Genomic DNA, 26,430 nt, shown 5'->3' on the forward strand with positions numbered 1-26,430 from the left:
ATAGCAGTCGCCCTAGAGCGCTGCAAAGGATAAGCAACCCAAAGTGACGCGCTTTAACGCTTTCATAGCCGCTGATCGATCCAATACTTATGCGGGCTTAATGGGTGCTGTCGTTGTACCCTTTTTAATCCTCTGCTTACCTCATGTTTGTACCCCATACAGCTTTATTTCTGCCTTCAATGCACGAAGGTCTGTCGCTCTGTATGAGTCGTTTGCATAGATACCGTTGGAAACACCCCCACAATACAAGCTGTATAACGATCGGGTGAGGGTATCTTCTCTAGCTTATTTCCCTGGTTTACAACACAAAGAGCAGACTCCATTTTTGGGACGTCTAAATAATGTTAGTCAGCTGTTTTTACGCTCTATTTTCTCTTTCTTTCTATGCTTTGAGCCAAAAGAGACCGCCTTTATTTAGAAAAAAACAACACACACCTCTTTTTTTTCTAAAGTCTTTTATTCGAATAGACGATAAAAAAGATAAGGGGATTTTTTACTTATACAATCCTCTATTCGAACAAACCACCAACGCAGTTGGAGTGCGTCATGACTACCCTCTCTCAAGTGGTCTCCCTTAGCCAGTCCTACTACACCTTGACCCAGGGCACGGATGAGAGCACCAGTCGCTTAACGGAGCTCGAGGATTACAACAGCGAGAGCCAAGGCATCTCCGTGATGGACAGCAGCTTCTCCTATGAGAGCTTCTCTGCACTGGATACCGATGGTGACTTTTTTATCACCTCCAGTGACCTGGCCAGTATTACGGCATCATTCAACAGCACCCCATTAAGTTTGCTGCAACAGACCTTGGACTTGGAGAGCAGTCCGACCAACGATCTACTGGCGCTAACCGCTTATGGTAAAGCGGCTTCTTCTCTGAGCACAGATCCGGTCACCTCACAACTACTGGCCCAAGCCAATGCCTTGCAATACAGCACACTGTTTAACGATAGCAATGCTTTAAACCGAACCGTTTCAACCATTACATCTTTGCTGGATACCACCGCTTAAACACGCCATGTTGTTTGGTCATGGCTGTTGCACCAAAAAAAGGCCCTGTGTCCGTGCGATACAGGGCCTTTTTTACATAAAGTTTGATCGCAGAACTATTTAGCTATTTTGGGAGCATTTAGGCGGATAAAACGACCAATGCCCCCAATAACCTCTTCTTCAATACCATAAAAGCCATGCTTGGAGCGTCCTTGACAGGGTGCATCTAAAGCCTCTTTACCCCCTTTATACCACTGGATCTCAGCCTGACCACTGCGGGATAAAATTTCAAAGAGCGGCTCAATATCTTCAGGTCGACTTTTTAAACAGCCATCCTGCATATGGTGCACCACCAAAACAGGCTTTTGAATGGGATCAAAATCCAAAGCCTCCATAACATTTTTGCCTTTATAGTCCCCTTCAGTCATGGCGGAGAGCAAGACAACACCAGCCACACGGTGATCCAGCGCCTGCCCAACATAGGCTGCCATCTCACTGCCACGGCTAATGCCTACCAACCATACAGGAAGATCCGCTTTTTTCTTTAAGGCTTCAATCACACCCTGAACATCCTCAATGGCGGCATCACTGGTACGGTAACCCCGACGCAGATCCGTTGCATGATCTGAAGGTCCATCCAACAGGGCGACATTAAAGCCATGATGCGCCAAGCGATGACGCTCTCGAACCAAGAAGTTATTTTTGCCCCAGACTATACGTACCCCTAGATCGTCGCCCACACTGGAAATTTGTGGTGTTCCCTTGCCACCAATCATTAAAATGACGTGAGCTGTGGCTTGCTCGACCGGTGTTAACGCATAGCTTTGGGTCTGATCACCCCGGGTATAAAACGCTTCCAACACCTCACGATTGGGCAAAGGGCGGGTATCCGGCGCCGCTGCACAGGAGGCTAAAAGAGGAAGCAGCAGGGCAAATAATGAAAGTCGCATAGGGTCTACTCCACCGTGACACTTTTTGCCAGGTTACGAGGTTGATCGACATCGGTACCTTTAAGAACAGCAATATGGTACGCCAGCATCTGTAGTGGGATCACATATAGAATGGGGGCCACAAAGTTACCACACGGCACCACAGGCACGGTATAATCGGAAGGCATACGTTGCTCAGCTTCACCCCGAGTTGTGATCATCACCACGCGGCCACCTCGGGCTTTAACCTCTTCAACATTGCTTACCACTTTTTCAAACAGCTCATCTTGGGGTGCAACCACAACCACGGGAAGATCTTCATCTATCAAGGCAATAGGACCATGCTTCATCTCTCCAGCCGCATAGCCTTCGGCATGAATATAGGAGATCTCTTTCAGTTTAAGTGCCCCTTCTAAGGCGATGGGGAAACAGGCCCCCCGCCCCAGGAATAAAAAGCCGCCAGCATGCATCAGCTCACGGGCAATGGCTTCCAAGGATTCATCATGGGTCAATACCTGCTCAACACGGGCAGGTAACTGCTGAAGCTCCTCGACATACTGCTTTTCTAACTTAGTACTCAGTATTCCTTTTGCTTTGCCCATAGCCAACGCAAAACAGGCCAATGCCGTAAGCTGTGTGGTAAAAGCTTTGGTGGATGCCACCCCAATTTCCGGTCCTGCATGGGTATGTAAACTGGCATCTGCTTCACGATCAATGGTGGACTCAGGTACATTGATAATACCCAGCACTTTTTGACCACCCGCCTTGGCATGACGCATGGCCGCCAAGGTATCTGCCGTCTCGCCACTTTGGGAGATGACAATCATCAACCCATTTTTACGCATCGGTGGCTGCCGGTAACGGTATTCGGAGGCAATATCCACCTGTACCGGTACTTTGGCCTGCTGTTCAATCCAATACTTGGCAACCAAGCCCGCATGCCACGAGGTACCACATGCCACAATGGTCACATCCTCAATCTGGGTCAAATCCAAACCTGCAGCATTTTGACTTATGGAGATGGTGCGGTCTGCGGGATGGATTAGCTCTTTAAGGGTCTCACCAATGGCGGTGGGCTGCTCATAGATCTCTTTTTGCATATAGTGACGATAGGGCCATTTTTCCGTCACATCGGCACTGACTTGTGTCACTTTTATCGGGCGATGAACCGATTGTCCCTCCAGATCCATTAACCGCACTTCATCCTTGGTTAATACCGCCATATCGTCATCATGCAGATAGATCATACGTCGGGTATAAGGTACCAAGGGCGTTGCGTCAGACCCAATAAAGTTCTCACCATCACCAATACCCACAATCAGCGGGCTACCCCGGCGGGCCGCTATCAGCAGATCCTCTTTACCCTGGATTAATATACCCAAAGCAAAAGCACCTTCCAATTTGTGGATGGCACGACGCACCGCAACTTCGGGCTTAGCATCAGGATCAGCTTTCATCTCCTGTTCAATCAGGTGGGGTATGACCTCTGTATCGGTTTCAGATTTAAAGCTGACCCCTACTTGCGTCAATGCTTGCCTAAGCTCCTGATAGTTTTCAATAATCCCATTATGAACCACCGCAACGCTTGCGGAACGGTGTGGGTGCGCATTATGAATCGTCGGTGGACCATGGGTGGCCCAACGGGTATGCCCAATACCCAAAAAACCGGTACGGGGCGTTTGGGAAAGTTCTGATTCTAAATTAACCAGTTTGCCCTCAGCTCTGGCCAAATGCAGATCACCCTGGTACCCCACCGCAATACCTGCAGAGTCATAACCACGATATTCCAGCCGTCGTAGTCCTTCGATCAGGATCGGGGTGGCGTTACGTTCGCCGATGACACCAATGATACCGCACATGGTCTACAACTCCTGGCCTGCTACCAAGCAATGGCCTATCAATGAATAATGCTTACTTTTTTTTGAGACTCTGACGACGCTTCTCTGCCCAACCTTCATAGTTGGTCTGCTTGGCACGGGTCAGTGCTAAAGCCCCTTCTGGAACATCCTTGGTCACCGTAGAACCGGCCCCAACAAACGCACCTTGCCCAACATTGACCGGGGCCACCAACTGGGTATCTGAGCCAATAAATACATCATCTCCCAGCACGGTTTTATGTTTATTAACCCCGTCATAGTTACAGGTAATGGTTCCAGCCCCTACGTTAACACGTCGACCAATATCAGCATCGCCAATGTAGGTAAGGTGATTCACCTTAGCCCCTTCACGAATCAGAGATTTTTTAACTTCACAGAAGTTACCCACCTTGGCTTTGGATTCCAAGACACTCCCTGGCCGCAACCGAGCGTAGGGACCAAGGGTACAACCATCCGCGACCTGAGCTTGATCAAAATGGCAAAAAGATAAGACCTCTACCTGATGACCGATCTGCGTATGGCGCATTTCAGTAAAAGCCCCAATGCTACAATCTTCTCCAATATGCACACCAGGGCCCAAAATAACATGGGGCGCAACAATGGTGTCCTGTCCAATGGTCACATCCGACGCAACCCAACAGGAACTGGGGTCAACAAAGGTTACCCCTGCCAGCATATGCTTTTCTACCACGCGGTTCCGGTACGTAGCCGCCATTGCAGCTAACTGCACACGATTATTAATACCTGCCAGTTCATGGCCATCACTGTGACAGTGCGCTCCGCTACCGCTATGTTTATGGGTCTCATCCCGTTCAGCGTTGGCCAGGGCAATAATATCTGTCAGATAGTACTCCCCTTGAGCATTGTCATTGGAGAGTTTGGACAACCAGCCAGGTAGCCCATCTAAACTGACGCAGTAAGTACCGGAATTAATCTCTTCAATTTTTCGAACTTCAGGATCGGCATCTTTCTCTTCAACAATACGTTCCAATCCCCCAACATCATCCCGCACAATACGTCCATAACCTGTCGGAGGATGCTGTAAACAAGAGAGTACCGTCACCCCACGTTTACTCTGGCTGTGGCTCTCTAAACACTGTTTAAGGGTTTCGGTACGTATGAGGGGAACATCCCCATTTAGAATCAACAAATGATGATTTTTCAACCCATCCAGATGGGGCATGGCACATTGAACGGCATGGCCCGTGCCTAACTGAGGCGACTGTTCCACCCAGGTAATATCATCTGCATCCAACGCTTGACGAATTTGGTCCCCCTCATGACCAATCACCACCACCAACCGGCTGGGATTAAGAGCCCGCGCAGCATCCAACACATGACCTAATAAGGGCTTTTCTGCAATAGGGTGCAGAACTTTAGGAAGTTTTGAACGCATCCGGGTACCTTTACCCGCAGCGAGAATGAGCACAGCCGATTGTTGGGACATGGAATTACTCACAAAAAAGGGAACATATTCATTTCATTGGTCCATGTATTTTAAAGGGTTTACAGAAACAACACATGGGAAAAAATAGCCTGAACTACGATCATAGCTGGGTTTTGGGCATTTATCTATTGGCCGTTTATTGCGTCATAAAGATCCAGAATCACGTAGGATCTTCTCGTCTTAATGTACTATAAAAGCCACCCTATAAACCAAAACGTCGTATTGAAAACAATTATGCGAATAACGCTTAAACCATTTTTTAAAACATCACCGTATACACCATCAGTTTCGCCTGTATTCACCCAAAAAAAAGGGTGATCCGATTGGATCACCCTTTTTGTATACAACTAAAGCATCTGCTTAAAACAGTTCGCCTTCTTTCGCCGCTAACTGCGCATTGGCAAAGGCAAGCTTATCAGCAAGTTGCTTATACTCTTCACTCTCAATGGGTGTACCATCAAGTTCATCCTGCGCTTTATCACGTGCGCTGGAAGCCTCAGTGATATCCACATCTTTACCAAATACAGCATGATCCACCAACAGGGTCACTCGGTCAGGGCGTACTTCAGCAAACCCTTTGGAGATCGCCAGATGCTGAGCATCATCACCTTGGCCAAGACGCACAACACCGCTTCGTACAGAAGAGAGCATGGATACGTGACCACCCAGAACACCGAAATAGCCTTCGGCACCTGGAACGGTAACCAGCTGTACCGTTTCGGAGAGCAACAGTTTCTCAGGTGTAACCACCTCAAGATCAACGGTAACGCCCATAGCGTCTCTCCTTAGCTTTCCGCTTTCAGCTTCTCAGCTTTTTCCATGGCAGCATCGATGTCGCTGACCATGTAGAAGGCCGCTTCGGAAACATCGTCATACTTACCTTCGCAAAGCTCTTTAAAGCCTTGAACGGTCTTCTTAACAGGAACGTATACACCCTTCATACCGGTGAATACTTCAGCCACGTGGAAAGGCTGGGAGAGGAAACGCTGAATCTTACGTGCGCGGTTCACAACCAGCTTGTCATCTTCGGACAGTTCGTCCATACCGAGGATGGCAATGATATCTTGCAAGGACTTGTAGGTCTGCAGGATACGCTGTACTTCACGGGCAGTCTGGTAGTGCTCATCACCAACAACCATGGGATCCAGTACGCGGGAAGTAGAATCCAGAGGATCCACAGCCGGGTAGATACCCATCTCAGAAATCGCACGGTTAAGCACCGTGGTTGCATCCAAGTGAGAGAAGGTGGTTGCAGGTGCAGGGTCAGTCAAGTCATCCGCAGGAACGTAAACGGCCTGAACGGAAGTGATCGAACCTGTCTTGGTGGTGGTGATCCGCTCCTGCAAGGCACCCATGTCGGTACCCAGAGTAGGCTGATAACCCACCGCAGAAGGAATACGACCCAGCAGTGCAGATACCTCAGCACCAGCCTGGGTGAAGCGGAAGATGTTGTCCACGAAGAACAGCACATCCTGGCCGCCAAGATCACGGAAATATTCAGCAATGGTCAAACCGGTCAACGCCACACGAGCACGGGCCCCTGGTGGTTCGTTCATCTGACCGTAGATCAGAGCAGCTTTGGACTTTTCCCAGTTATCAGGGTCGATAACACCGGATTCTGCCATCTCGTGGTAGAGGTCGTTACCTTCACGGGTACGCTCACCAACACCAGCGAATACCGAGTAACCACCATGCTCCTGAGCAACGTTGTTGATCAATTCCATGATCAAAACGGTCTTACCCACACCCGCACCACCAAACAGACCAACCTTACCACCCTTTGCATAAGGGGCGAGAAGGTCGATTACCTTAATGCCGGTCTCAAGGATCTCAGCACTGGTAGCCTGCTCAGCAAAAGCAGGCGCAGGACGGTGAATAGGCAGATACTCTTCAGTCTCAACAGGACCTTTTTCGTCCTGGGGCTCACCAACCACGTTCAGGATACGACCCAAGGTCTGACGACCAACAGGAACCTGAATGGCAGCACCGGTATCGGTTACTTCCATACCACGGACCACACCATCAGTGCTGTCCATAGCGATGGCACGAACCGTACCTTCACCAAGGTGAGTCGCAACTTCTAGAACCAACCGCTCGTCGTTGCGCTCCATATGAAGTGCGTTAAGAATGGAAGGCATTTCACCTTCGAAGCGGACGTCCACAACCGGTCCGACCACCTGTACAACTTGTCCAGTGCGTGCTTCGCTCATTTAAAAAAACTCCGCTTTGTTACGCGTCGGTCTGCGACGTCATCAACCTTTCAGGGACTCAGCACCACTGATGATCTCAATGAGCTCAGTAGTAATGGCCGCCTGTCGGGAACGGTTGTATTTGGTTTGCAGGCTCTTGATCATATCACCCGCGTTACGCACCGCATTGTCCATCGCGGTCATACGGGCACCATGCTCAGAAGCTTCAGATTCAGCCAATGCCTGGAAAATTTGAATGGCCAGGTTACGAGGCAGCAGATCTTCCAACAACGCCTCTTCATCCGGCTCATACATATAACCAGCATCGTCCTCATCAGCCCCTTCTTCAATAGGCTGAGGAATGGATTGTGCCCAGGTTAACTCCTGAGTCATGGCTGATTTAAAGTGATTGAACACCAAGTAACAGGCGTCAAATTCACCATCCATGAAATCTTTGATCAGGTCTTCAACGATGTTCTTTTCCACATACTCAAAACTCATGTGGCGAGACATCTCAGTATAGACCTTACGCACCCGATCTCCATACATACGCTTGAGTACGTCGTACCCTTTACGTCCGATGAAGGTCAGAGAAACTTGAAAGCCTTCGCTTTCCAGTTCCGCTACACGGGTGCGGGTTGCGCGGATGATCGAACTGTTGAAACCACCACAGAGACCACGGTCGGCGGTGAAAACAATCAGATTAATCTTTTGCGCATCACCACGCCCCACCAACAACTCAGGGGCGTTGTCCCGTCCAGCAGCGGCAGGAGCCAGAGATTGCATCATCCGGCTCATGCGCTGACTGTAAGGACGGGCCGACTCGGCCTGTTCGGTTGCGCGACGCAGCTTAGCTGCTGCAACCATTTTCATAGCCTTGGTGATCTGCCGGGTATTTTTGACGGATCCGATCCGTACTTTTAGGGCTTTTAAGTTAGCCATGGCTGATCCTTAACTCACCAAGGTTGGATTAGGCCAGAAACTCTTTGATGATGCCGGTAAGAGCGTCACCCAGTTTAGCTTCCAGATCTTTATCCAGCTTACCATTCGTACGGATGGCATCGAGGATATCCTGGTGCTTGGCATGCATCTGCTTGAGAATCTCAGCTTCTGCCTTCACCACATCACCCGCTTCAACATCATCCAGGTAACCTTTGGTACCGGCGAAGATAGAAGCAACCTGTTCTTCCATGGACAGCGGCTTGTACTGGCCCTGCTTAAGCAGTTCCATCAAACGCTTACCACGGTGAAGCAGTTTCTGGGTGGAGGCATCCAGATCGGAACCAAACTGCGCAAAGGCAGCCATTTCACGATACTGAGCCAGATCCAGACGCAGGGTACCTGCAACCTGTTTGGTCGCTTTAACCTGAGCAGAACCACCCACACGGGATACCGACAGACCCACAGAGATCGCAGGGCGAATACCGGAGTAGAACAGGTCGGTTTCCAAGAAGATCTGACCATCGGTGATGGAGATCACGTTGGTGGGGATGTAGGCAGCCACGTCACCATCTTGGGTTTCGATGATGGGCAGAGCCGTTAAGGAACCACCACCATTTTCAGCATTCAACTTAGCCGCACGCTCAAGCAGACGGGAGTGAATGTAGAAAACGTCACCGGGGTATGCTTCACGACCAGGAGGACGACGCAGAATCAGAGACATCTGACGATACGCAGTAGCCTGCTTGGAAAGATCATCATAGACGATCAAAGCGTGCATACCATTGTCACGGAAGTACTCACCCATGGCGCAGCCGGTGTAGGCTGACAAGTACTGCATGGGTGCTGGATCCGAAGCCGTAGCCGACACAACCGTGGTATAGGCCATGGCGCCGTTCTTCTCCAAGGTCTCAACAACCTGGGCAACCGTAGAACGCTTCTGACCAATGGCTACATAGATGCAGTACACAGGAGCATCGGTCTCATGGGTACGCTTCTGGTTGATGATCGTATCGATGGCCACAGCCGTTTTACCGGTCTGACGGTCACCAATGATCAACTCACGCTGACCACGACCGATTGGCACCAAACCATCCAGCGCCTTAATACCGGTGTGCAAGGGCTCATTCACCGATTGACGGGGAATAATGCCAGGAGCTTTGACTTCCGCCAAACGACGTTCAGTGGTCTCAAGCGGACCCTTGTCGTCAATGGGGTTGCCCAGACCGTCGGTCACACGACCGAGCATGCCTTTGCCCACAGGTACATCCACAATACGGCCTGTACGCTTAACGACGGTACCTTCTTTAACGGAGAGACCATCGCCAAAGATAACGATACCAACGTTATCTTCTTCGAGGTTCAGAGCCATGCCCTGAGTTCCGTCTTCGAATTCTACCATTTCGCCGGCCATGACATTGTCAAGACCATAAGCACGGGCGATACCATCACCCACCGCGATAACTTCGCCGACTTCAGAGACTTCTGCCTCTTTACCGTACTCGGCGATCTGTTTCTTCAGGATACCGCTGATTTCCGCGACGCTGACTTGCATCGGCCCTTATCCTTTCATGATCTCTTTGAGACGGTGTAACTGGTTGCGCAGCGAGTCATCCAACATGACGCTGCCCATACGAATAACCAAGCCGCCAAGCAGCTCGGGCTTTTCACTTACTTCTACTGAAACATCTTTGCCCGTAACATCGGCCAAAGACTTTTCCAGCTTGCTCAGATGGGTCTGAGTCAACGCTTTGGCTGTCTCGACCTTCACCTGAATACGGCCAGCACGCTCATCCACCACGCGCTGAATAGCTGTGGCTACATCAGGCAGCAGAGCCATACGGCGCTTATCGATAAGCAGACGAAGGAAATTCGCCGTCATATCGTTGGGCTTGGCATGCTCCAGGTAGGTGGAAATCAGCTTTTGCTGATCCTCTTTGGAGGCGGTTGGGTCGACCATTGCTAGAGCCATCTCCGGGGTCTCTGCCAAGAGACTTTGAAAAAGGCTGAGCTCATCCCGGACGGTATCCAGAATATTAAGCTCGCTGGCCAACTCCGCCAGGGCGGTTGCATATCGTTTAGCTAAAGTGCTTTCGTGCACGGCAAACGTCCTCACGCGTCGGTGGGCAAATCGGTGAACCCGGAATGTTTAGCATTTTACGCTGCTAAGTTCAATGTTTTGACCACAATTCGGCCTATTTTTTTGGCACTCGGCAAAATATGGGGGATTCACACAACACCATATTGCCTATGATCAAAAAGCGCTAAACTTCGAGTCTTCCGATGAAAATTAAGATATTCTAATATCGATTGACAATAAAAACCACAACGAACTGCTTGTTATTTACCTAAAGCGGACCAATATTAACAAGAACACTTCTAAAACCTTTGCATCAGGATGCCCTATATGCGTGCTTTGCTTCCCTTGTTTATCCTTTTTTTCATTGCGTTGGAGATCTATGTGATCGCCTGGGTAGGTGATGAAATAGGTGGGTGGGTAACCTTTGCGTCCATCATTGGTACCGCTGTCGTTGGCATTGCATTGGTCAAACATGAAGGCATAAAAACGCTGATCAAGCTTCAAAAGCGCGCGGATCAAGGTGAGGTACCGGCCGCTCAACTGGTAGATGGTGTTCTACTGCTCTTCGCAGGTTTAATGCTTTTACTGCCGGGTTTTGTCTCGGATGCCGTTGGTTTTTTACTGGCGCTACCTTTTACCCGCATTCCATTACGGGTCTCCATGGCCGGTGTTGTCTTGAGTATGGCCGCCAAAAGTAAAGGGTGGAAACAAGCAAACCATCCACAAAGTGGCGTGGTTGAAGGAGAGTTTACCCGTGAGGAAGAGCAGCGCCCTAATGATCGACGATTGGAGTAATCTGCGCCAATTGTTCTTGGCGGATTGCGCCAGGTCTTAAAAGCGTGACCTGTTCTTGATCCACACGAATAACGGTGGAAGGTTTGGCCTGTAGATCAAAGGGGCCAGGCAATACCACACCCAAACGCCCTTGCCAGTGCTGCATAATCTGTTCAGGGCTCCAATGGCTGGCTTCACTACCACTGACATTGGCACTGGAAGAGACCAAAGGCTGGCGCCATTTATTCAATAATGCCTGAACATATGGGGATGGAGAGTGGCGCACCGCGACCATACCGGTACCACCGGTTATGAGTGGGTCAAGATGGGGCTGCGCAGGTAAAACCAAGGTAAGGGGTCCAGGCCAAAAGGCATCCATCAATCTCTGGGTGACAGGGGTTATGCCCCCCACCAAGCCTGATAAAAAGCTGGGATCGGGCAGCAGCAGGATCAAACCTTTATGCTCCGCCCGACCCTTAAGGGTAATTAACGCCCGCAGGGCTTCGGCGTTAAAAGGGTCAACCCCTAAACCATAGAGTGTTTCGGTGGGATAGGCGATGACACCACCCGCCGCCAGCGTCAGCACAGCCTGTTGCAGCTGTTCATCGGCATAGAGGTGGGCGGTGTCAGCCATGCTTACAGATCCGCCAACTTGGCTTGCAGAGACTCATTCTTCTTGGCCACGGCAGCGGCCATATCCGTACGGTAAGTTACCAGCTTTGCCGCCAGATCAGCATCACCCAAGGCCAGCATTTGCGCTGCAAAAATACCCGCATTCTTTGCACCAGCTTTGCCGATGGCCATGGTAGCCACAGGAATACCACCTGGCATTTGAACGGTAGCCAACAAGGCATCCATCCCTTTGAGGTCTGTGGCAGACAGGGGCACACCAATCACAGGCAGGTTGGTCTCAGAAGCTACCACACCCGCGAGGTGAGCCGCTGCACCAGCACCAATGATAAACCCTTTGATACCACGCTCTGCCGCTGATTTGGCATAGGCATGGGTTCGTTCAGGTGTTCGGTGGGCAGAGGTCACAATCATTTCAAAGGAGATATCAAATCCTTTGAGCACACGACCAGCTTCCGCCATGACGTCCCAATCGGAGTCAGAACCCATTAAAATTGCGATTTGTGGGGCATTACTCATCAGCATCTACTCGGTTTGGATGATTAAAAAACATGGAAAAACCCAAACTGACCCATGGGGCTCAGTTTAAGATTAAGAGGATTACTCCTCCTCTTCTTCCATGGCCGCTTCTTCACGTTCAACTGCTCGGTAACCGATATCACGGCGGTAGTAGGCATCCTTCCAGGTGATTTTACGCACCGCTTCATACGCGTTGGCACGGGCACCAATGGCACCTTCACCTAACGCGGTCACGCCCAGTACACGCCCCCCATCGGTTAATACCTGACCACTTTGACTACGTGTCCCAGCATGGAAAACCACACAGTCCTCTTGCTCAGCGGCTTTTTCCAACCCAGCTATAGCCACGCCTTTTTCATAGGCATTTGGGTAGCCACCTGATGCCATCACAATACACATTGCGGTACGTGCATCCCACTCAATTTCCTGCTCATCCAACGTTCCATCGGCACAAGCGATCAAAAGCGGGATAATGTCGGATTTCATACGCATCAAGAGTGGTTGACACTCAGGGTCTCCAAAACGCGCGTTGAACTCCAAGGTTCTGATCCGACCATTATCGATCATCAAACCGGCATACAGCACCCCTTTATAGGGCATACCGTCGGCGGCCATGCCATCAACGATGGGTTGCATGACCTGATCCATAACCCGGCGTACCATCTCATCATCATCCAGCAGCGCTGCTGGCGAATAGGCACCCATACCCCCTGTGTTTGGGCCTGTATCCCCCTCACCCACCGCTTTGTGATCTTGGGAACCGGCCAGGGGCAGAATATTCTTACCATCCACCAAGGCCAGAAATGAGGCCTCTTCCCCTTCCAGGAACTCCTCAATCACCACTTCATCACCCGCAATGCCAAATTCACGTTGAACCATGATCCGGTCAATCGCTTCCATGGCCTGAGGAACCGTCATGCAGACAATAGCCCCTTTACCCGCCGCTAAACCTGAGGTTTTAACCACAATAGGTGCGCCTTGGCCTTTGACATAGGCCTTGGCAGCTTCAGCATCGGTAAAGGTACGGTATTCGGCTGTAGGGACCTTATAGCGATCACACAGGTCCTTCATCAACGTTTTAGAGCCCTCTAAGGCTGCTGCTGCTTTATCGGGACCAAACACCTTCATACCTGCAGCTTGCATGTCATCCGCCATACCCATCACCAGCGGTACTTCTGGACCAATGACAACCAGCTCAATCTTTTTTTCCAATGCAAAGTTCTTCATGGCGTGCAGATCATCCACTGAGATATCTACACACGTAGCCAACTGCGCAATACCTGCATTACCAGGGGCACAGTAGACGGTCTCCACCAAAGGGGATTGTGTGATCTTCCACACCAGTGCGTGTTCACGACCACCACTACCGACTACCAAGACATTCATGCCCATTTGCATCTTCCATTTTTTAAGTGTTAACAGGAAAACTCTGTAACCCTATCCACCAAGCTGGCCATAGAGCGGACACCACGCCCCCTACAAACATGGGTGTCCTAGGTTCTCAACACACATGACTGTGTGGAGATCTAAGCAGATTTCCTTAAGGACTGGTTTTTATAGACACCATGAATGTAGCCAAAAACAACAACCGGGGCAATCCGGTGTAACACATTGCCAACAAAAAAAAGTTTATGGCCAAAAAACAAAAAGCCCGAAGAAGCTTGTGGCTTCTTCGGGCTCGCGCCCCCGAGGGGGTATTTGACACTCCCGACCGAGTGTAGAACAGCAGGGTATAAGCCGACTGCTATTCCAGTTGCCGCCCTTACCACGGACACGCTCTTCAAGGCCTGCTTCTCGCCATTGCAGCTGGAGCGACCAACATCAACCCCCGATGCGACGATCGTGGGAAAGAGACGGCATGAACAAGTTCGATATTCTCGTTTCTAACGGACCGAATGTAAAGCTTGATTTTAGGTAAAATCAGAAAGAATTCTCTTGCAAAAACGAATTTCACACCAATATCACGAAGAGTTACAGAGGTATCTCTTTTTCTTTGGGCTTTCATTCGAATGTCAATTCGAAAATCTTTTTAAAAGGGGATTATATGGCTTTATGAACAACCCCACGAACACCTGCAAAAGGTCCTTAAATCCCTATTTCATCTTACGGGACCGGGCACGCCATACCCGAGCTTTTGGGAGATGTTGTGAAACACCGTACAGCCCCTGCTCATAGATATCGGCCAAAATAACCGCCGCATCTTTCATACCCCGGTTGGCCTCAGCTTTTAGAATATCCAACCCAAAGGTTAGATCCTTACGGGGCAAGGCATAATCTGAGAGATAGCACAGCCCCACCCCTGAACGCTGGACGGACCCTAACGTGGCAAGCTGTTTATGGGTACGCACATACTGGGCAACACGGCAGATCCCATTCCAATCCTGCTGCCAACCAGATCGATTGCTCGCCGGACCCCGGAGTAACATTTCCAGTAAATCGTTGGCCAACCAATTATGATGACCACTCATGACAGCCCGTTCCCAATATTTAAAACCGGTGGTTATGGAAGGAAATTGGCAAACCTGCGATCCATCCTGACCGGTTAGCAGACAGTTCCCCATGGCGATCATGGCATGGAGGTGCCCCTCTCTTGCCATACGTGGCAACAGCTCTTCCTGTTCAACATCAGTACGCCACGCCAAATACTCCGCACGGTTGCCAGCCTGGGCCGATATACTGATCATACTGACAGCCAACAAAACCAGCCATACAGATATACGGTGCATAATAGGAACTCCATGGAAGGTGGGGAGCTTAAAGCGCCCCTACTGTCCATGAAGCAAGGGGGCTAGGTCAATTCAAAAGCAGTGATTGCAAACAATTTCAAATTTTGGTGGCTAAAACCCAACGGTTCACACCCGCAGATCCCGCCTTAAACATGCACATTACCATTACAAAAAAGATCCTTCATGCAAAGCGATGCTGTACTTAGCCTTTTCGTAAAACAACACATACAGGCAACGCCACTTTATAAAAAAGGCTGGCCTCATAGGAGGCCAGCCTTTTAACTACTTTGCTCTCTGTGGATACGACTTAGTGCTTAAAGTGACGCATACCGGTGAAGACCATGGCCATACCATGCTCATTCGCAGCAGCGATTACCTCTTCATCCCGTACCGAGCCACCAGGTTGGATAACGGCTTTAGCACCCGCTTTAGCGGCGGCATCCACACCATCACGGAAGGGGAAGAATGCATCAGAGGCCATGGCCGCACCCAGTAGTGGGTTCTCACGCACACCAGCATTATGTGCGGTATCCTGAGCCTTCCATACCGCGATGCGAGAGGCATCTACACGACTCATCTGACCAGCGCCCACACCCAAGGTGCGCTCATCTTTTGCATACACAATGGCATTAGACTTCACATGCTTAACCACTTTCCAAGCAAACAGCAGATCACGCAACTCAGCTTCGGAAGGTGCCCGCTCGGTGACCACTTTCAAAGAGCCATCGGGCAGCTCTTTTAAATCGCGGTCTTGCAGCAGCAAACCACCGGTAACCCGCTTAAGATCCAAGGGGGTAACGGCTGTAGGCACCCCAATGTTGGGCACCTGCAATAGACGCAAGTTCTTCTTGGCCGCAAAAATTTCACGGGCGGTATCGTCATATTCCGGCGCAATGATCACTTCAACAAACATCTGTGTGATCTCTTTTGCCAACGCCGCATCTACCGTCCGGTTTAGGGCAATGATGCCGCCAAAAGCGGAAACGGGGTCGGTATCCCGTGCTTGACGATAGGCAGCAAGCAGATCGCTATCATGCACAGCCGCACCGCAAGGGTTGGCATGCTTAACCACAATAGCAGCTGGCTTGTTGTACTCTTTAACCAACTCCAAGGCACCATTGGCATCATGGATGTTGTTAAAGGAGAGCTCTTTACCCTGTAACTGTGTGGCTGTGGCCAGAGAAGCCTCTTCACTGGGGGGTGTTTCAGAATAAAAGGCTGCATTTTGATGGGGGTTTTCCCCATAGCGCATACCCTGAACTTTTTTGAACTGAACCGTGTAGGTCTCAGGAAATTCATTGGGCCGACCATCACCATCCAAAGAAGAGAGCCAGTTGGAAATGGCGGCATCATAGGCAGCCGTACGGGCATAGACCTTACGGGCCAGCTCTGCATTAAGGGCTGCTTCACAGCTACCTTCATGGGCCTTCATGCTGTCCAGCACACGGCTATAGTCGTCAGGGTCGGTCACCACCGTTACGGAACGGTAGTTTTTGGCTGCGCTACGCAGCATGGAGGGGCCACCAATGTCGATATTCTCGATGGCATCTTCCAAGGAGCAATCCTCTTTGGCGACGGTTGCCTCAAAGGGATACAGGTTGACTACCACCATATCGATGGCTTCAATGTGATGATCGGCCATCTGCTTTTGATGATCGGCATTGTCCCGCAGACCCAGCAGACCACCATGTACCTTGGGATGCAGGGTTTTGACCCGACCATCCAGCATTTCAGGATGCCCTGTAAACTCGGACACATCCATGACATCCAGGCCACTCTCACGCAGCAGACGGGCGGTACCACCAGTGGAGAGAAAGCTCACCCCATGCTCCGCCAGTCCCTGACAAAAAGGAACCAGACCGGTTTTATCCGAAACGCTGACAAGGGCGCGCTTAATCTTAGCCATGGGGCTTCTACTCCAGCTACGTACGTATCATGACGGCACTAAAAAAACCGTCGGTATTGGCCTGTTGCGGCAGCACCTTCATATAAGGGGTCACCGCATCCTGTGTCTCACCCAAGCCCTGGACTTCCTGTAAACGGAATTTAGGGTTGGTCCTTAAAAACGCTTCAACAACCTCTTCATTTTCCTGGCGCAGTATAGAGCACGTGGCATAAACCAACCGCCCTCCCTGCTTAACCAGTAGGGCAGCAGCATCCAACAGTGCAACCTGCTGCATGGCCAGTGAACCCATTTGAGAGGGCTCTAACCGCCATTTAATCTCGGGGTGGCGCCGTAACGTGCCACTCCCACTACACGGGGCATCCACCAAGACACCATCCGCTTTACCATGCCAGCGGCTAAGCCAAGGATCACGTTCATGGCGTATGGTGTGGCTCTGTACCATCTTCACACCATGCCGCTTGAGCCGTGGGCCCAACCGCTTGAGCCGGTGACCTTCGGTATCCAGGGCCAGAATATGTCCTTTATTCTGCATCAACGCAGCTAAATGCAGTGTTTTACCCCCACCACCGGCGCAAAAATCTACCACGGTGTCACCAGGCAGTGGGTGGATCAGGGGTGCAATGCATTGACTGCCACCATCCTGGATCTCAGCCAGACCGGCTGAAAAAACGGGATGATCCCGCAAAGTATGCCGTTTCGTCAACCGCAATCCCGTGTCACTTAAGCTAAGCGGGGTGCTTTCTATACCGCTTTCTGCCAGCTTATCGGCCACACCTTCACGGCTGTCCCGCAGTAGGTTGATACGCAAATCAACCGGTGCTTGCTCCAATAAAGAGTCCCCTAAAGCCTGGGCAGAAGCTTCACCAAACTCTTCACACCAGTGTGCCCATAACCAGTCTGGCATACTGTAATAAACGGCATCCTGTTCCTCTTCACCCCGTGGGGGAATACCCTCTACCAGCCATGCTTCAGCCCGTTGAACCAACGGCAACAAGGCCTCTACTTCGCATAAAGGCAGGTAAGCGCTATGGCTCTGCACCCAGTTTAAGCGCCGAAGATGCCGTAAAAGGAGATAAAGGCGATCTCCAACCCGTCGGCGATCTCCACTACCCATATGGGGGCGTGCTTTAAAGCTGCGCCGGAGTATACCATCAACCGCACGTCCTGGGTGATTCAAAATCTCTTCAGCCAGTTCCGCAACCAATTGGGTGTGGGATGTCGGCTTACTCATGCCTGTTTAGGCGCCTCATCACCCCTGGTTCCATTGACCTCAATACTGGCAATAGCTTGATAGATACTACGGGCCAAAACCGCCAACGGTACAGCAAAAAAGACCCCCAACAATCCCCATAAGGAACCAAACACCAACACAGCTATGATGAAGGTGGTGGGGTGAATTTTTGCAGACTCTCCCAAAATCAATGGGGCCACTAAGTTGGCATCCACTATTTGAATAATGGCATAGGCAAACAGGGGTTTCATGCCATCCATCCCAAAGCCCCACTGGGTCATACCCAGTACCGCCACCGGCAAGGCCACTACGGCAACCCCCACAAAAGGGATCAAAACCGACATACCGGTTAACACACCCATAATGAGCGCGTAGCGAAATTCCATCAGGGTAAAGACAAAGAAGGCCAAAGAGCCGATCAGCATCATCTCCCAAAACTTACCGCGGATGTAACCCCCCAATCCCGCGTTGGCCTCTCGCACCACCTGCTCCAATAAATTTTGCTCATCGGGCAAAAACGTACAGTAGCTTTTACGCAGATCTGCTTTATCCAACAGAAAAAAGAAGACCAAAAAAGGTACTAAAAACAGATAAACACCAGTGGTGATCAAGCCTTGGCTGACATGTCCCACTAAACCCAAAGACTGGGTCGAGGCCTCTTTGGCCTTATTCATCAGATCCACCAACAGATCTTCAACCAATGCAGGATTAATCACACCTGAATAGGTCTCAATTAAACTGCGGATCTGCTCCTTCAACACCTGGGTAATCCGCGGCATTTCCTGAATAAGCTCCGTCACCTGCTGACCAATAATAGGCACCAGACCCAAGGTCAATAGGGCCATGGCCAGGATAAACAGGGAGAAGACCAGAAACGTTGCCAGCGTACGCGGCATATGGATCTGTACCAGCGGGGTCACCAGGCTATCCAGCAAATAAGCGATAAACAGTGCGGTGATCACCGGGGCCAGTGCAGCACCCAAAAAATAGAGAACCAACACCACCATCAGCAGGGCAGCTAACAACCCCACCACCTGAGGATGGCGTAAACGCTCTTTTTGACGATTGATAAAGTTCATGAATTAGGATCAATACGGTTCAGATAAGGATTAAGTCTCTATCCCCATCCTGGTAAGACGAAAAACGGGGTCTCTACAGCCCCAACCCCACCACTATGTGACCAGCAGCACCCTTAAACCGGATCAATATACATCAAATCACCCGGTTTTACCTGGGCAAACAGCGTCAGCAGGTCAGCCGAATGCATCCTAACACATCCATGAGAGACGGGTTGACCCAAATTATCCAGATGAGGCGTACCGTGAATATAGATATAGCGCTGGTAGCTATCCACCCCTTCACCCTGGTTAAAGCCTGGAACAGCCCCGTTTAGGCGGATAATACGGGTGGTGATGTAATCCTGCTGCACATCTGTTGTGGTCTCTACAATCTCACCAGTGGGTTGACGGCCCACAAAGCACATACCCAGGGGTTGGCCTTCACCCAAACAATCCCCCAATGTATGCAGGCCAATGGGGGTTTGACCGCTGCCTTCAGCATTGCCAAAGCCATTGAGCCCCGTGGAGATAGACCAAAGCCCCAGTAACGATCGATCACCGTTGAAGGCAATTAACCGTTGACTGGGGCCATGGAGATAAAGCGCGGGACGCCCCCCAGACCAACCATGCTGGTCCAGGGTGGCTAATCCCAATGTAAGCGGATCTGTATCAGTCATCCGAGTTCATAATACCCAACAGCTGTAGCAACATCATGAACAGGTTGTAGATGGTAGCAAACAGCGAAGCCGCCGCCGCAGCAGGGTGCATGATACCAGGGTTTTGCTTAATCATCTGGGTTTCATAGAGCAAGAAACCGGTCATAATCAGCGCACCTACGGCAGAGAGAGCAAAGGTTACCGCTGGAGATTCAAAGATGAAGAAGTTGAGCAGGCCGCCCACCAAAATCACCACAAAGCCAGCCATGAGCATGCCACCCATGAAGGAGAAGTCACGCTTGGTGGTCATGGCATAGAAAGTCATGGCGGTAAAGATGGCACCGGTCATAAAAGCAGCCTGACCCACAATGTGGGAGGCACCGGCATTAACATACATGGCGATCACAGGACCACCCATAAAGCCCCAGGTACCGGTCATCAGGAACAGCGTGGGTGCACTGGGTTTCCAAGAAACCAATATCATGGTACCCAACAGTGCGCCCAGAGAGATCAGGATGTTACCACGCATCATATAGGCAACTTCAGAGGTCATACCTACATAGCCTGCAACCACGGCCAAAAACATACCCGCAGCTAAAAAGGCGTAAACTTGCTGTAGATAGCTGACGCTGGCGCCCGTAGCCGCACCTGTACCGGCAAACGGATTCTCTTGAGGCATAGCAGCCGCACGAGCTTGTGAACGGGGTTGAAAACGCGAAAATTGACTCACGGAAATCCTCCGAGTTATGTGCTGTTGTTTGATCAACAAATGAAGGCATTCATACTAGTGCCTTTATCCAGGGGAATAAAGCAATTCCCACACCGAACTACATATGAAGTAAGCTATGTCCCAACTTTTTTCAAGCCTAAGCCCGGATTTAGGCACCTATAAATGACGATTTCATCGCTTTTTTTCAGGCCTGTGCCTATATATCTGTGTGGCGATCTTGAAAAGGAGTTCGGTTCAGGCTAATTTAGTCCGATGCCTATTTGACGGGATTGAAGAGGGTTTGGTTTCCCCTTAATCCAAGAAAACCACAGATTATTAAGAATTCAAGCATCGGGGTAATGGAATGTTCAAGGGTGTCTATACCGCACTGATCACACCGTTTAAGGATCGCGCCATCGACCATGACGCACTGGCGAAGCTGGTGGAGCAGCAGATCAACGGTGGTGTGCATGGTCTGGTTCCCTGTGGTACCACAGGGGAATCGGCAACCATGTCCCACGAGGAACACAAAGAGGTGATCCGCACGGTGGTTGAGCTGGCCAAAGGGCGCGTCAAAGTGCTGGCTGGTACCGGTTCAAACTGTACCCAGGAGTCAACAGAGCTGACCCAGTATGCCGAACAGGTGGGTGCAGATGGGGCGCTTTTAATCACCCCCTACTATAATAAGCCTACTCAAGCTGGTCTCATTGCCCACTACACAACCGTGGCCAACAGTACCAAGCTGCCCATCGTGCTTTACAATGTGCCCGGACGCACGGCGGTGGATATGACAGCGGCTACTGTGATTGAGCTGGCCAAAGTTGAGAATATTGTGGCCATTAAAGAAGCCACCGCTGATATGGAGCGTGCCTCACAGATCCACAAAGCGTGTGGTGAACATATGACGCTGATCTCGGGTGATGATGCATCCTTCCTCTCCTTTCTCAGTGTCGGCGGGGGTGGTGTGATCTCCGTTATCACCAACCTGGCCCCCCGTAAGATGCGAGATCTATGGGATCTATGGCAAAATGGTCAGGTTAAAGAGGCCCGTGATGTTCATGAGGCATTGCTGGATATGAACGGCCTGCTGTTCTGTGAAACCAGCCCAATCCCTGTTAAAGCTGGGGCTGCGATGATGGGTCTGTGCCGTAATGAGCTGCGCCTACCCATGACACCCATGACGCCAGACAATGAAGCCAAGCTGAGAGCAGCCATGGTACAACTGAATTTGGTGGAGGGATAACGGCCATGAGCCGCAAACCAGCGTGGGGGGCACGTTCAATTTTACTGATCGCCATGGTTACGGTGGTGTTTACCGCCAACCGGGATGCCGCTATTGCTGATGCTGAAATGGAGCCAGAGAGCCTACGCACCTGCAAAGTGTGCCATGACCTGAGCGCCGATAAACTGAGCACAGGGCGTATTGGCCCGCCCCTTTGGGATATTGGCAACCGCTCCATTGGTTCCTATACCGGGTTTAATGGCTACTCGGAAACATTGGCTTCCATGGGTAACAACGGTAAAATTTGGGACCGCCGTACCCTGGAGCGCTACTTGGAAGATCCCAGACAGTTTGCCCCAGGTAGCCGTATGGCTTTTACCGGTATTATTGATGAAGAGAAACGCATGAAGGCGGTTGACTATCTCTTTACCCTGCGGAATTAAGCGGTCGTGAAGCTGGATAAAGATATGCTCACCGTACTGGCGGTGGTAGTGGCCTGTGTGTTGATTTTGGCCTCCTTTAGCATGCTTAAACGCCCCACCGGCCCCATGATAGAGAGTGGACCAGATTATGCCAACCGGGGTCGTGAATTGGCCCGCCAGTGCCAGCCCTGTCATGACTTAACCCCCCAACGCACCGTCACCAAAAAAGGTCCCCCATTATGGGGTATTGTCGATGCCATGGCAGGCCGCTCTCTCTACCCATACTCCACTGGGTATTCCGATCTGGCCAAACGTTGTTTGGTCTGGAATGAGGCCAACCTTGACCGCTTTTTGACCGATCCCAAACGGTTTATGCCGGGCACCCGTAAAGATTTTGCGCCGATTGCCGATCCTGAGCAGCGACGGTTGCTGATCTCCTTTTTAAAAAGCCTGCGCCATCCTGAGCCTAATGAGCCACAATTAACAGCGCCAGATAACTATAAACAGGTGGCAACAACCCTAAATCGTATGCGTGGGGATAATGCCAAAACTTGGCGACAAGCGGGGGCTAAAGAGGCTGAAAAGTGCAAAGCTTGCCATGATCTTAGCCATAAAAAGAGAGTTTTGGTCGGCCCACCACTACGCGGTGTGGTTGGACGTGATGTCGGTCAGGTTAAAGGCTTTTGTTACTCCCCCGGCTTCCGCCGCTGGATGGAGCAAACAGAAAACCCCAAGATTTGGGATGAAGCCAACCTATACCGCTACCTGCATGCCCCTCAGTCACAGATTCCCGGAACACGCATGCTCTTTCGCGGTGTCAGGGATGATTACAAACGGGCCGCCTTGATTGGCCACTTGAAACGTTTGCCCTAAAATTGTAGGAAAACCGATGTCCTTCCGAATGATTGCGGAAAACCGCAAAGCCCGTTTTAACTATGAGATTATCGATAAGATTGAAGCAGGCGTTGTGCTTCAAGGGACCGAAGTCAAATCCATACGGGCCGGTAAAATGACCCTGGCTGACTCCTACGCCGTCGTCCATGGTGAAGAGATCTTTTGGTTAAATGGTCAAATTGCCCATTACGACCATGGCAATATTCATAACCATGAACCCTTCCGCTCACGGAAACTGCTGCTTAAAGCCAAAGAGATTGCACGCCTGATCGGCTTTATTCAGGAAAAAGGCCTCTCCATCATTCCACTACGTGCCTACTGGAAGGGCAGCAAAGTCAAACTGGAGCTGGGTATTGCCAAGGGTAAGAAGCTCTATGACAAACGGGCGACCAATAAAGAGCGTGACTGGCAGCGTGAAAAGCAGCGACTACTTAAAAATAATGGCTAAGGGGTGTAGTTTTTTTAACCCATACACAGCTTAATCCATACGTCTCTTTTAAAAAGGTACCTGTTCTAGGTACCTTTTTTATTTATGGTGCCGCCAGCTTCTTTTGGGATAGAAACTCAGCATAGAGCCCACGCACCGTTGAGACTTGATGATGACGAACAGATTGTAGGGCTTGAGGCATGGTCAGATCATAGTGAGGATCGATTTTCGCAGGTCGGGGCATATCCATCACAGGTTTGGCAGAATTATGACTGGATGCAGGTTTAATCGCAGCTAAGGTAAACACAATTGCTGCACTCATACAGAACAGAATGGCATATTTCATTGTTAACCTATTGAATTTTTAAAAGTGTCAGGCAAAATAACGCTGTGTAACAAAAGTATGCGCATCACTGTATAAGATTATGGTCATAATTTCAAATGATAAATATGGCATCAGCCATATAGATCATGCTGCACCCATCACCCTTGCGATCCAAAAGAGGATCATCACCCTCTAAAAAATGGCGCGGGGGTACCGTGGAGCTATTGGATTAAAAAAATGCATACACGATCCACATTCAAACCCCAAAGCTTTCATGGCCTCTCTCTTTTATTCTAAACGGGGCCCGTTTAAGGCATGTCAGCCCTGCATAAACCCACAAAAAAGGGCAGGTCCATACGGACCTGCCCTTTTTTAATACCTTGTGATCGGCGGGGAACTTAACCGAGTAACTCTTCAGCTTGGGCCACCACATTGGCCGTGGTAAATCCAAAGGCTTCCATCAACTCACCGCCGGGGCCAGAAGCACCAAAGCCTTCCATTGCGATGACATCCCCTTCCAGACCCACATACTTATGCCAACCCATGGGAGAGCCAGCCTCCACCGCCAAACGGGTGGCCACTTCAGCCGGCAGTACCGACTCTTTATAGGCCGCATCTTGGGCATCATAACGCTCAAGGCAAGGCATAGAGACCACACGAACCTTGTGACCTTTGGCGCTGAGCTGTGCGGCAGCCTCTGTTGTTAATGAGACTTCACTACCACTACCCATCAGAATGATATCTGGGGTGCCTTCACAATCCACTTTGACATATCCACCACGGGCAACCCCTTCCATAACCCCATCTGTACCTAGATTGGGCAGACCCTGACGGGTCAGCACCATGCAACTTGGGGCTTTGTTGGCCAATGTCCAGTGCCAAGCCGCACGGGTCTCTTCCCCATCACAAGGGCGGAAGACATACAGACCGGGCATGGCACGCAAGCTTGCCACATGCTCAACAGGCTGGTGGGTAGGACCATCTTCACCCACGCCAATGCTGTCATGGGTCAAGACATAGGTGACCGGTACATTCATTAAGGCAGAGAGACGAATGGCACCACGCAGGTAGTCGGAGAAGACCAGGAAGGTACCACCATAGGGCTGGAAGCCACCATGCAGGGCCAGACCATTCAGAACAGCAGCCATGGCATGTTCACGCACCCCAAAGTGTAGCGTACGATCCGCATGTTCTTTTAAAGTGGTGTTGTTAGATGGACCCAAATCTGCCGAGCCCCCCAACAGGCCAGGCATATCTTCCGCCAAAGCATTGAGGCACTGACCGGATGATGCACGGGTTGCCGCTTTATCTCCAAACTCAATGGCATTCAGGCTTGTATCCCAACCCTCAGGCAGTTCGCCATTCAGGCGGGCCAGCATCGTCGCCGTCTCTTCGGGGAAGCGCCCTGCATAAATCTCACGGGTTGCCTGCCACTCCGCTTCTGCATCAGCCCCACGCTTGATCATTTGCTCAAACATGGTGGCGGTTTCAGCAGGGATATGGAAGCGTGCTTCAGGCCATGCATAGGCTTGACGGGTGGCCGCCATATCATCCCCTTTAACCGGGGAGCCATGGGTAGAGGCGGTGCCCTCTTTGGGGCTACCACGACCAATGACGGTCTTCACACGGATCAGTGAGGGACGTTCCTCTTCCTGCTGGGCTTGTAGAATGGCCGCCTCAATGGCATCCAGATCTTCACCATCCTCAACGCTCAGCACTTGCCACTCTGCAGCTTCAAAGCGCTTGGTCACATCTTCAGTAAAGGCGATCTCGGTGCTGCCTTCAATTGAGATGCCGTTATCATCATACAGATAGATCAGCTTACCCAGGCATTGGTTGCCCGCCAGAGCGGCTGCTTCATACGAGATCCCCTCCATCAGGTCACCATCACCCACAATACCGTAGGTGAAGTGATCTACCATGGGGTGGAACTCAGCACGGTTGATCTCTTGTGCCAAACGGCGCTCAGCCAGGGCCATACCTACACCCATGGCAAACCCCTGGCCCAAAGGACCCGTGGTGCACTCAACCCCATCGGTGTGGCCATATTCAGGATGGCCAGGGGTTTTGCTGCCGTATTGACGGAATTTTTTAACATCCTCAAGGCTAAGATCATAGCCACTGGTATGCAGCAGTGCGTAGAGCAGTGCCGAACCATGGCCCGCAGAGAGAATAAAGCGATCTCTATCGGCCCAGTTGGGATTTTTAGGGTTATGACGCATGATGCGGGACCACAGCACATAAGCCATAGGTGCCGCCCCCAAGGGCAGACCAGGATGGCCAGAGTTGGCTGCTTCGATGGCGTCCACCGCCAGCATACGGATGGTATTAATACAGAGACGATCCAGATCAGACGAGCTCATGGTGCGTAGTTCCGTCGTTTGGTATTGGGGAATGGCAAGGTGCCATGGCAAGTTTGGATTGAGCCCACGGGCAATTTTTCGCTTGGGGACAAGCGTTGAGACTCATGCAGCGTGCGA

At 50.8% G+C, this 26,430-nt stretch carries 25 protein-coding genes; 6 read left to right on the forward strand and 19 right to left on the reverse strand.

What is annotated here, in order from left to right:
• The first annotated feature begins 546 nt into the window (after positions 1-546).
• Positions 547-1,011, forward strand: a complete 465-nt coding sequence (locus tag V5T57_RS01635) for a hypothetical protein (protein ID WP_332889409.1) — start codon at positions 547-549, stop codon at positions 1,009-1,011.
• A gap of 95 nt (positions 1,012-1,106) precedes the next feature.
• On the opposite strand, the gene V5T57_RS01640 is transcribed toward V5T57_RS01635, so the two are convergent.
• From V5T57_RS01640 to atpH, 8 genes are all read right to left on the reverse strand, one after another.
• Positions 1,107-1,940 (reverse strand): alpha/beta hydrolase, encoded by an 834-nt coding sequence (locus tag V5T57_RS01640; protein WP_332889410.1) that lies wholly within the window; start codon positions 1,938-1,940, stop codon positions 1,107-1,109.
• A gap of 5 nt (positions 1,941-1,945) precedes the next feature.
• Positions 1,946-3,778 (reverse strand): glutamine--fructose-6-phosphate transaminase (isomerizing), encoded by a 1,833-nt coding sequence (glmS, locus tag V5T57_RS01645; RefSeq protein WP_332889411.1) that lies wholly within the window; start codon positions 3,776-3,778, stop codon positions 1,946-1,948.
• A 52-nt stretch (positions 3,779-3,830) separates the two neighbouring features.
• Complete coding sequence (glmU, locus tag V5T57_RS01650; RefSeq protein WP_332889412.1) at positions 3,831-5,243, reverse strand: bifunctional UDP-N-acetylglucosamine diphosphorylase/glucosamine-1-phosphate N-acetyltransferase GlmU; 1,413 nt, start codon at positions 5,241-5,243, stop codon at positions 3,831-3,833.
• Between the two features lie 360 nt (positions 5,244-5,603).
• Positions 5,604-6,017, reverse strand: a complete 414-nt coding sequence (gene atpC / locus V5T57_RS01655; protein ID WP_332889413.1) for an ATP synthase F1 subunit epsilon — start codon at positions 6,015-6,017, stop codon at positions 5,604-5,606.
• An 11-nt stretch (positions 6,018-6,028) separates the two neighbouring features.
• The gene (atpD, locus tag V5T57_RS01660) at positions 6,029-7,453 is read right to left on the reverse strand and encodes a F0F1 ATP synthase subunit beta (RefSeq protein ID WP_332889414.1); all 1,425 of its coding nucleotides are present in this window, start codon (positions 7,451-7,453) and stop codon (positions 6,029-6,031) included.
• A 42-nt stretch (positions 7,454-7,495) separates the two neighbouring features.
• The gene (locus V5T57_RS01665) at positions 7,496-8,374 is read right to left on the reverse strand and encodes a F0F1 ATP synthase subunit gamma (protein ID WP_332889415.1); all 879 of its coding nucleotides are present in this window, start codon (positions 8,372-8,374) and stop codon (positions 7,496-7,498) included.
• A 28-nt stretch (positions 8,375-8,402) separates the two neighbouring features.
• Positions 8,403-9,926, reverse strand: a complete 1,524-nt coding sequence (atpA, locus tag V5T57_RS01670) for a F0F1 ATP synthase subunit alpha (RefSeq protein WP_332889416.1) — start codon at positions 9,924-9,926, stop codon at positions 8,403-8,405.
• Between the two features lie 6 nt (positions 9,927-9,932).
• On the reverse strand, positions 9,933-10,472 hold the full coding sequence (gene atpH / locus V5T57_RS01675) for an ATP synthase F1 subunit delta (RefSeq protein ID WP_332889417.1): 540 nt from the start codon (positions 10,470-10,472) through the stop codon (positions 9,933-9,935).
• A gap of 306 nt (positions 10,473-10,778) precedes the next feature.
• Between atpH and V5T57_RS01680 the strand changes: the two genes are divergently transcribed.
• Positions 10,779-11,246, forward strand: a complete 468-nt coding sequence (locus V5T57_RS01680; protein WP_332889418.1) for an FxsA family protein — start codon at positions 10,779-10,781, stop codon at positions 11,244-11,246.
• Here the strand turns inward: V5T57_RS01680 and V5T57_RS01685 are convergent.
• The 9 genes from V5T57_RS01685 to V5T57_RS01725 form a co-directional block, all read right to left on the reverse strand.
• Entirely contained in the window at positions 11,224-11,859 is a 636-nt protein-coding gene (locus tag V5T57_RS01685) for an L-threonylcarbamoyladenylate synthase (protein WP_332889419.1), read from the reverse strand. The genes V5T57_RS01680 and V5T57_RS01685 overlap by 23 nt on opposite strands.
• Positions 11,860-11,861: 2 nt before the next feature.
• Positions 11,862-12,374: a 5-(carboxyamino)imidazole ribonucleotide mutase gene (gene purE / locus V5T57_RS01690; protein WP_332889420.1), complete on the reverse strand. Its 513-nt coding sequence runs from the start codon at positions 12,372-12,374 to the stop codon at positions 11,862-11,864.
• 81 nt (positions 12,375-12,455) lie between these two features.
• Positions 12,456-13,760 (reverse strand): phosphoribosylamine--glycine ligase, encoded by a 1,305-nt coding sequence (purD, locus tag V5T57_RS01695; protein WP_442918161.1) that lies wholly within the window; start codon positions 13,758-13,760, stop codon positions 12,456-12,458.
• Between the two features lie 707 nt (positions 13,761-14,467).
• Entirely contained in the window at positions 14,468-15,100 is a 633-nt protein-coding gene (locus V5T57_RS01700; RefSeq protein WP_332889422.1) for an SEL1-like repeat protein, read from the reverse strand.
• 307 nt (positions 15,101-15,407) lie between these two features.
• Entirely contained in the window at positions 15,408-17,006 is a 1,599-nt protein-coding gene (purH, locus tag V5T57_RS01705; RefSeq protein WP_332889423.1) for a bifunctional phosphoribosylaminoimidazolecarboxamide formyltransferase/IMP cyclohydrolase, read from the reverse strand.
• 16 nt (positions 17,007-17,022) lie between these two features.
• The gene (locus V5T57_RS01710; RefSeq protein WP_332889424.1) at positions 17,023-18,237 is read right to left on the reverse strand and encodes an RsmB/NOP family class I SAM-dependent RNA methyltransferase; all 1,215 of its coding nucleotides are present in this window, start codon (positions 18,235-18,237) and stop codon (positions 17,023-17,025) included.
• Positions 18,234-19,316, reverse strand: coding sequence for an AI-2E family transporter (locus V5T57_RS01715; protein ID WP_332889425.1), 1,083 nt, complete (start codon positions 19,314-19,316; stop codon positions 18,234-18,236). The genes V5T57_RS01710 and V5T57_RS01715 overlap by 4 nt, the downstream gene beginning before the upstream one ends.
• Before the next feature lie 113 nt (positions 19,317-19,429).
• Entirely contained in the window at positions 19,430-19,972 is a 543-nt protein-coding gene (locus tag V5T57_RS01720; protein ID WP_332889426.1) for a L,D-transpeptidase family protein, read from the reverse strand.
• Entirely contained in the window at positions 19,965-20,681 is a 717-nt protein-coding gene (locus V5T57_RS01725) for a Bax inhibitor-1/YccA family protein (RefSeq protein WP_332889427.1), read from the reverse strand. The genes V5T57_RS01720 and V5T57_RS01725 overlap by 8 nt, the downstream gene beginning before the upstream one ends.
• 343 nt (positions 20,682-21,024) lie before the next feature.
• Here V5T57_RS01725 and dapA point away from each other — a divergent pair, with 343 nt between their 5' ends.
• Genes dapA through smpB form a run of 4 tightly spaced genes read left to right on the forward strand, consistent with a single transcriptional unit; the run spans position 21,025 to position 23,646 of the window.
• Positions 21,025-21,903: a 4-hydroxy-tetrahydrodipicolinate synthase gene (gene dapA, locus V5T57_RS01730; protein WP_332889428.1), complete on the forward strand. Its 879-nt coding sequence runs from the start codon at positions 21,025-21,027 to the stop codon at positions 21,901-21,903.
• Positions 21,904-21,908: 5 nt separating this feature from the next.
• Positions 21,909-22,325, forward strand: coding sequence for a c-type cytochrome (locus V5T57_RS01735; RefSeq protein WP_332889429.1), 417 nt, complete (start codon positions 21,909-21,911; stop codon positions 22,323-22,325).
• 6 nt (positions 22,326-22,331) lie between these two features.
• The gene (locus V5T57_RS01740) at positions 22,332-23,177 is read left to right on the forward strand and encodes a c-type cytochrome (RefSeq protein ID WP_332889430.1); all 846 of its coding nucleotides are present in this window, start codon (positions 22,332-22,334) and stop codon (positions 23,175-23,177) included.
• Between the two features lie 16 nt (positions 23,178-23,193).
• Entirely contained in the window at positions 23,194-23,646 is a 453-nt protein-coding gene (smpB, locus tag V5T57_RS01745; protein WP_332889431.1) for an SsrA-binding protein SmpB, read from the forward strand.
• An 82-nt stretch (positions 23,647-23,728) separates the two neighbouring features.
• Here the strand turns inward: smpB and V5T57_RS01750 are convergent, their stop codons facing one another.
• Together V5T57_RS01750 and tkt are read right to left on the reverse strand one after the other, a co-directional pair.
• Positions 23,729-23,971: a hypothetical protein gene (locus V5T57_RS01750; RefSeq protein ID WP_332889432.1), complete on the reverse strand. Its 243-nt coding sequence runs from the start codon at positions 23,969-23,971 to the stop codon at positions 23,729-23,731.
• Between the two features lie 377 nt (positions 23,972-24,348).
• Positions 24,349-26,313, reverse strand: a complete 1,965-nt coding sequence (gene tkt / locus V5T57_RS01755) for a transketolase (RefSeq protein ID WP_332889433.1) — start codon at positions 26,311-26,313, stop codon at positions 24,349-24,351.
• Between the last annotated feature and the right edge of the window lie 117 nt (positions 26,314-26,430).

Origin of the sequence: Magnetococcus sp. PR-3 (assembly GCF_036689865.1) — a bacterium.
In the GTDB taxonomy this organism is placed as follows: Bacteria; Pseudomonadota; Magnetococcia; order Magnetococcales; family Magnetococcaceae; genus Magnetococcus.

What these genes read in the sequence shown, in the direction of transcription:
- V5T57_RS01640 (WP_332889410.1), bottom strand. Translation starts at nt 1,940, where the DNA reads ATGCGACTTTCATTATTTGCCCTGCTGCTTCCTCTTTTAGCCTCCTGT.
- V5T57_RS01715 (WP_332889425.1), bottom strand. Translation starts at nt 19,316, where the DNA reads ATGAACTTTATCAATCGTCAAAAAGAGCGTTTACGCCATCCTCAGGTG.
- V5T57_RS01685 (WP_332889419.1), bottom strand. Translation starts at nt 11,859, where the DNA reads ATGGCTGACACCGCCCACCTCTATGCCGATGAACAGCTGCAACAGGCT.
- glmS (WP_332889411.1), bottom strand. Translation starts at nt 3,778, where the DNA reads ATGTGCGGTATCATTGGTGTCATCGGCGAACGTAACGCCACCCCGATC.
- V5T57_RS01635 (WP_332889409.1), top strand. Translation starts at nt 547, where the DNA reads ATGACTACCCTCTCTCAAGTGGTCTCCCTTAGCCAGTCCTACTACACC.
- tkt (WP_332889433.1), bottom strand. Translation starts at nt 26,313, where the DNA reads ATGAGCTCGTCTGATCTGGATCGTCTCTGTATTAATACCATCCGTATG.
- purH (WP_332889423.1), bottom strand. Translation starts at nt 17,006, where the DNA reads ATGGCTAAGATTAAGCGCGCCCTTGTCAGCGTTTCGGATAAAACCGGT.
- V5T57_RS01735 (WP_332889429.1), top strand. Translation starts at nt 21,909, where the DNA reads ATGAGCCGCAAACCAGCGTGGGGGGCACGTTCAATTTTACTGATCGCC.
- dapA (WP_332889428.1), top strand. Translation starts at nt 21,025, where the DNA reads ATGTTCAAGGGTGTCTATACCGCACTGATCACACCGTTTAAGGATCGC.
- V5T57_RS01720 (WP_332889426.1), bottom strand. Translation starts at nt 19,972, where the DNA reads ATGACTGATACAGATCCGCTTACATTGGGATTAGCCACCCTGGACCAG.
- smpB (WP_332889431.1), top strand. Translation starts at nt 23,194, where the DNA reads ATGTCCTTCCGAATGATTGCGGAAAACCGCAAAGCCCGTTTTAACTAT.
- V5T57_RS01665 (WP_332889415.1), bottom strand. Translation starts at nt 8,374, where the DNA reads ATGGCTAACTTAAAAGCCCTAAAAGTACGGATCGGATCCGTCAAAAAT.
- glmU (WP_332889412.1), bottom strand. Translation starts at nt 5,243, where the DNA reads ATGTCCCAACAATCGGCTGTGCTCATTCTCGCTGCGGGTAAAGGTACC.
- V5T57_RS01710 (WP_332889424.1), bottom strand. Translation starts at nt 18,237, where the DNA reads ATGAGTAAGCCGACATCCCACACCCAATTGGTTGCGGAACTGGCTGAA.
- V5T57_RS01680 (WP_332889418.1), top strand. Translation starts at nt 10,779, where the DNA reads ATGCGTGCTTTGCTTCCCTTGTTTATCCTTTTTTTCATTGCGTTGGAG.
- atpD (WP_332889414.1), bottom strand. Translation starts at nt 7,453, where the DNA reads ATGAGCGAAGCACGCACTGGACAAGTTGTACAGGTGGTCGGACCGGTT.
- V5T57_RS01700 (WP_332889422.1), bottom strand. Translation starts at nt 15,100, where the DNA reads ATGCACCGTATATCTGTATGGCTGGTTTTGTTGGCTGTCAGTATGATC.
- atpC (WP_332889413.1), bottom strand. Translation starts at nt 6,017, where the DNA reads ATGGGCGTTACCGTTGATCTTGAGGTGGTTACACCTGAGAAACTGTTG.
- purE (WP_332889420.1), bottom strand. Translation starts at nt 12,374, where the DNA reads ATGAGTAATGCCCCACAAATCGCAATTTTAATGGGTTCTGACTCCGAT.
- atpA (WP_332889416.1), bottom strand. Translation starts at nt 9,926, where the DNA reads ATGCAAGTCAGCGTCGCGGAAATCAGCGGTATCCTGAAGAAACAGATC.
- V5T57_RS01750 (WP_332889432.1), bottom strand. Translation starts at nt 23,971, where the DNA reads ATGAAATATGCCATTCTGTTCTGTATGAGTGCAGCAATTGTGTTTACC.
- purD (WP_442918161.1), bottom strand. Translation starts at nt 13,760, where the DNA reads ATGAATGTCTTGGTAGTCGGTAGTGGTGGTCGTGAACACGCACTGGTG.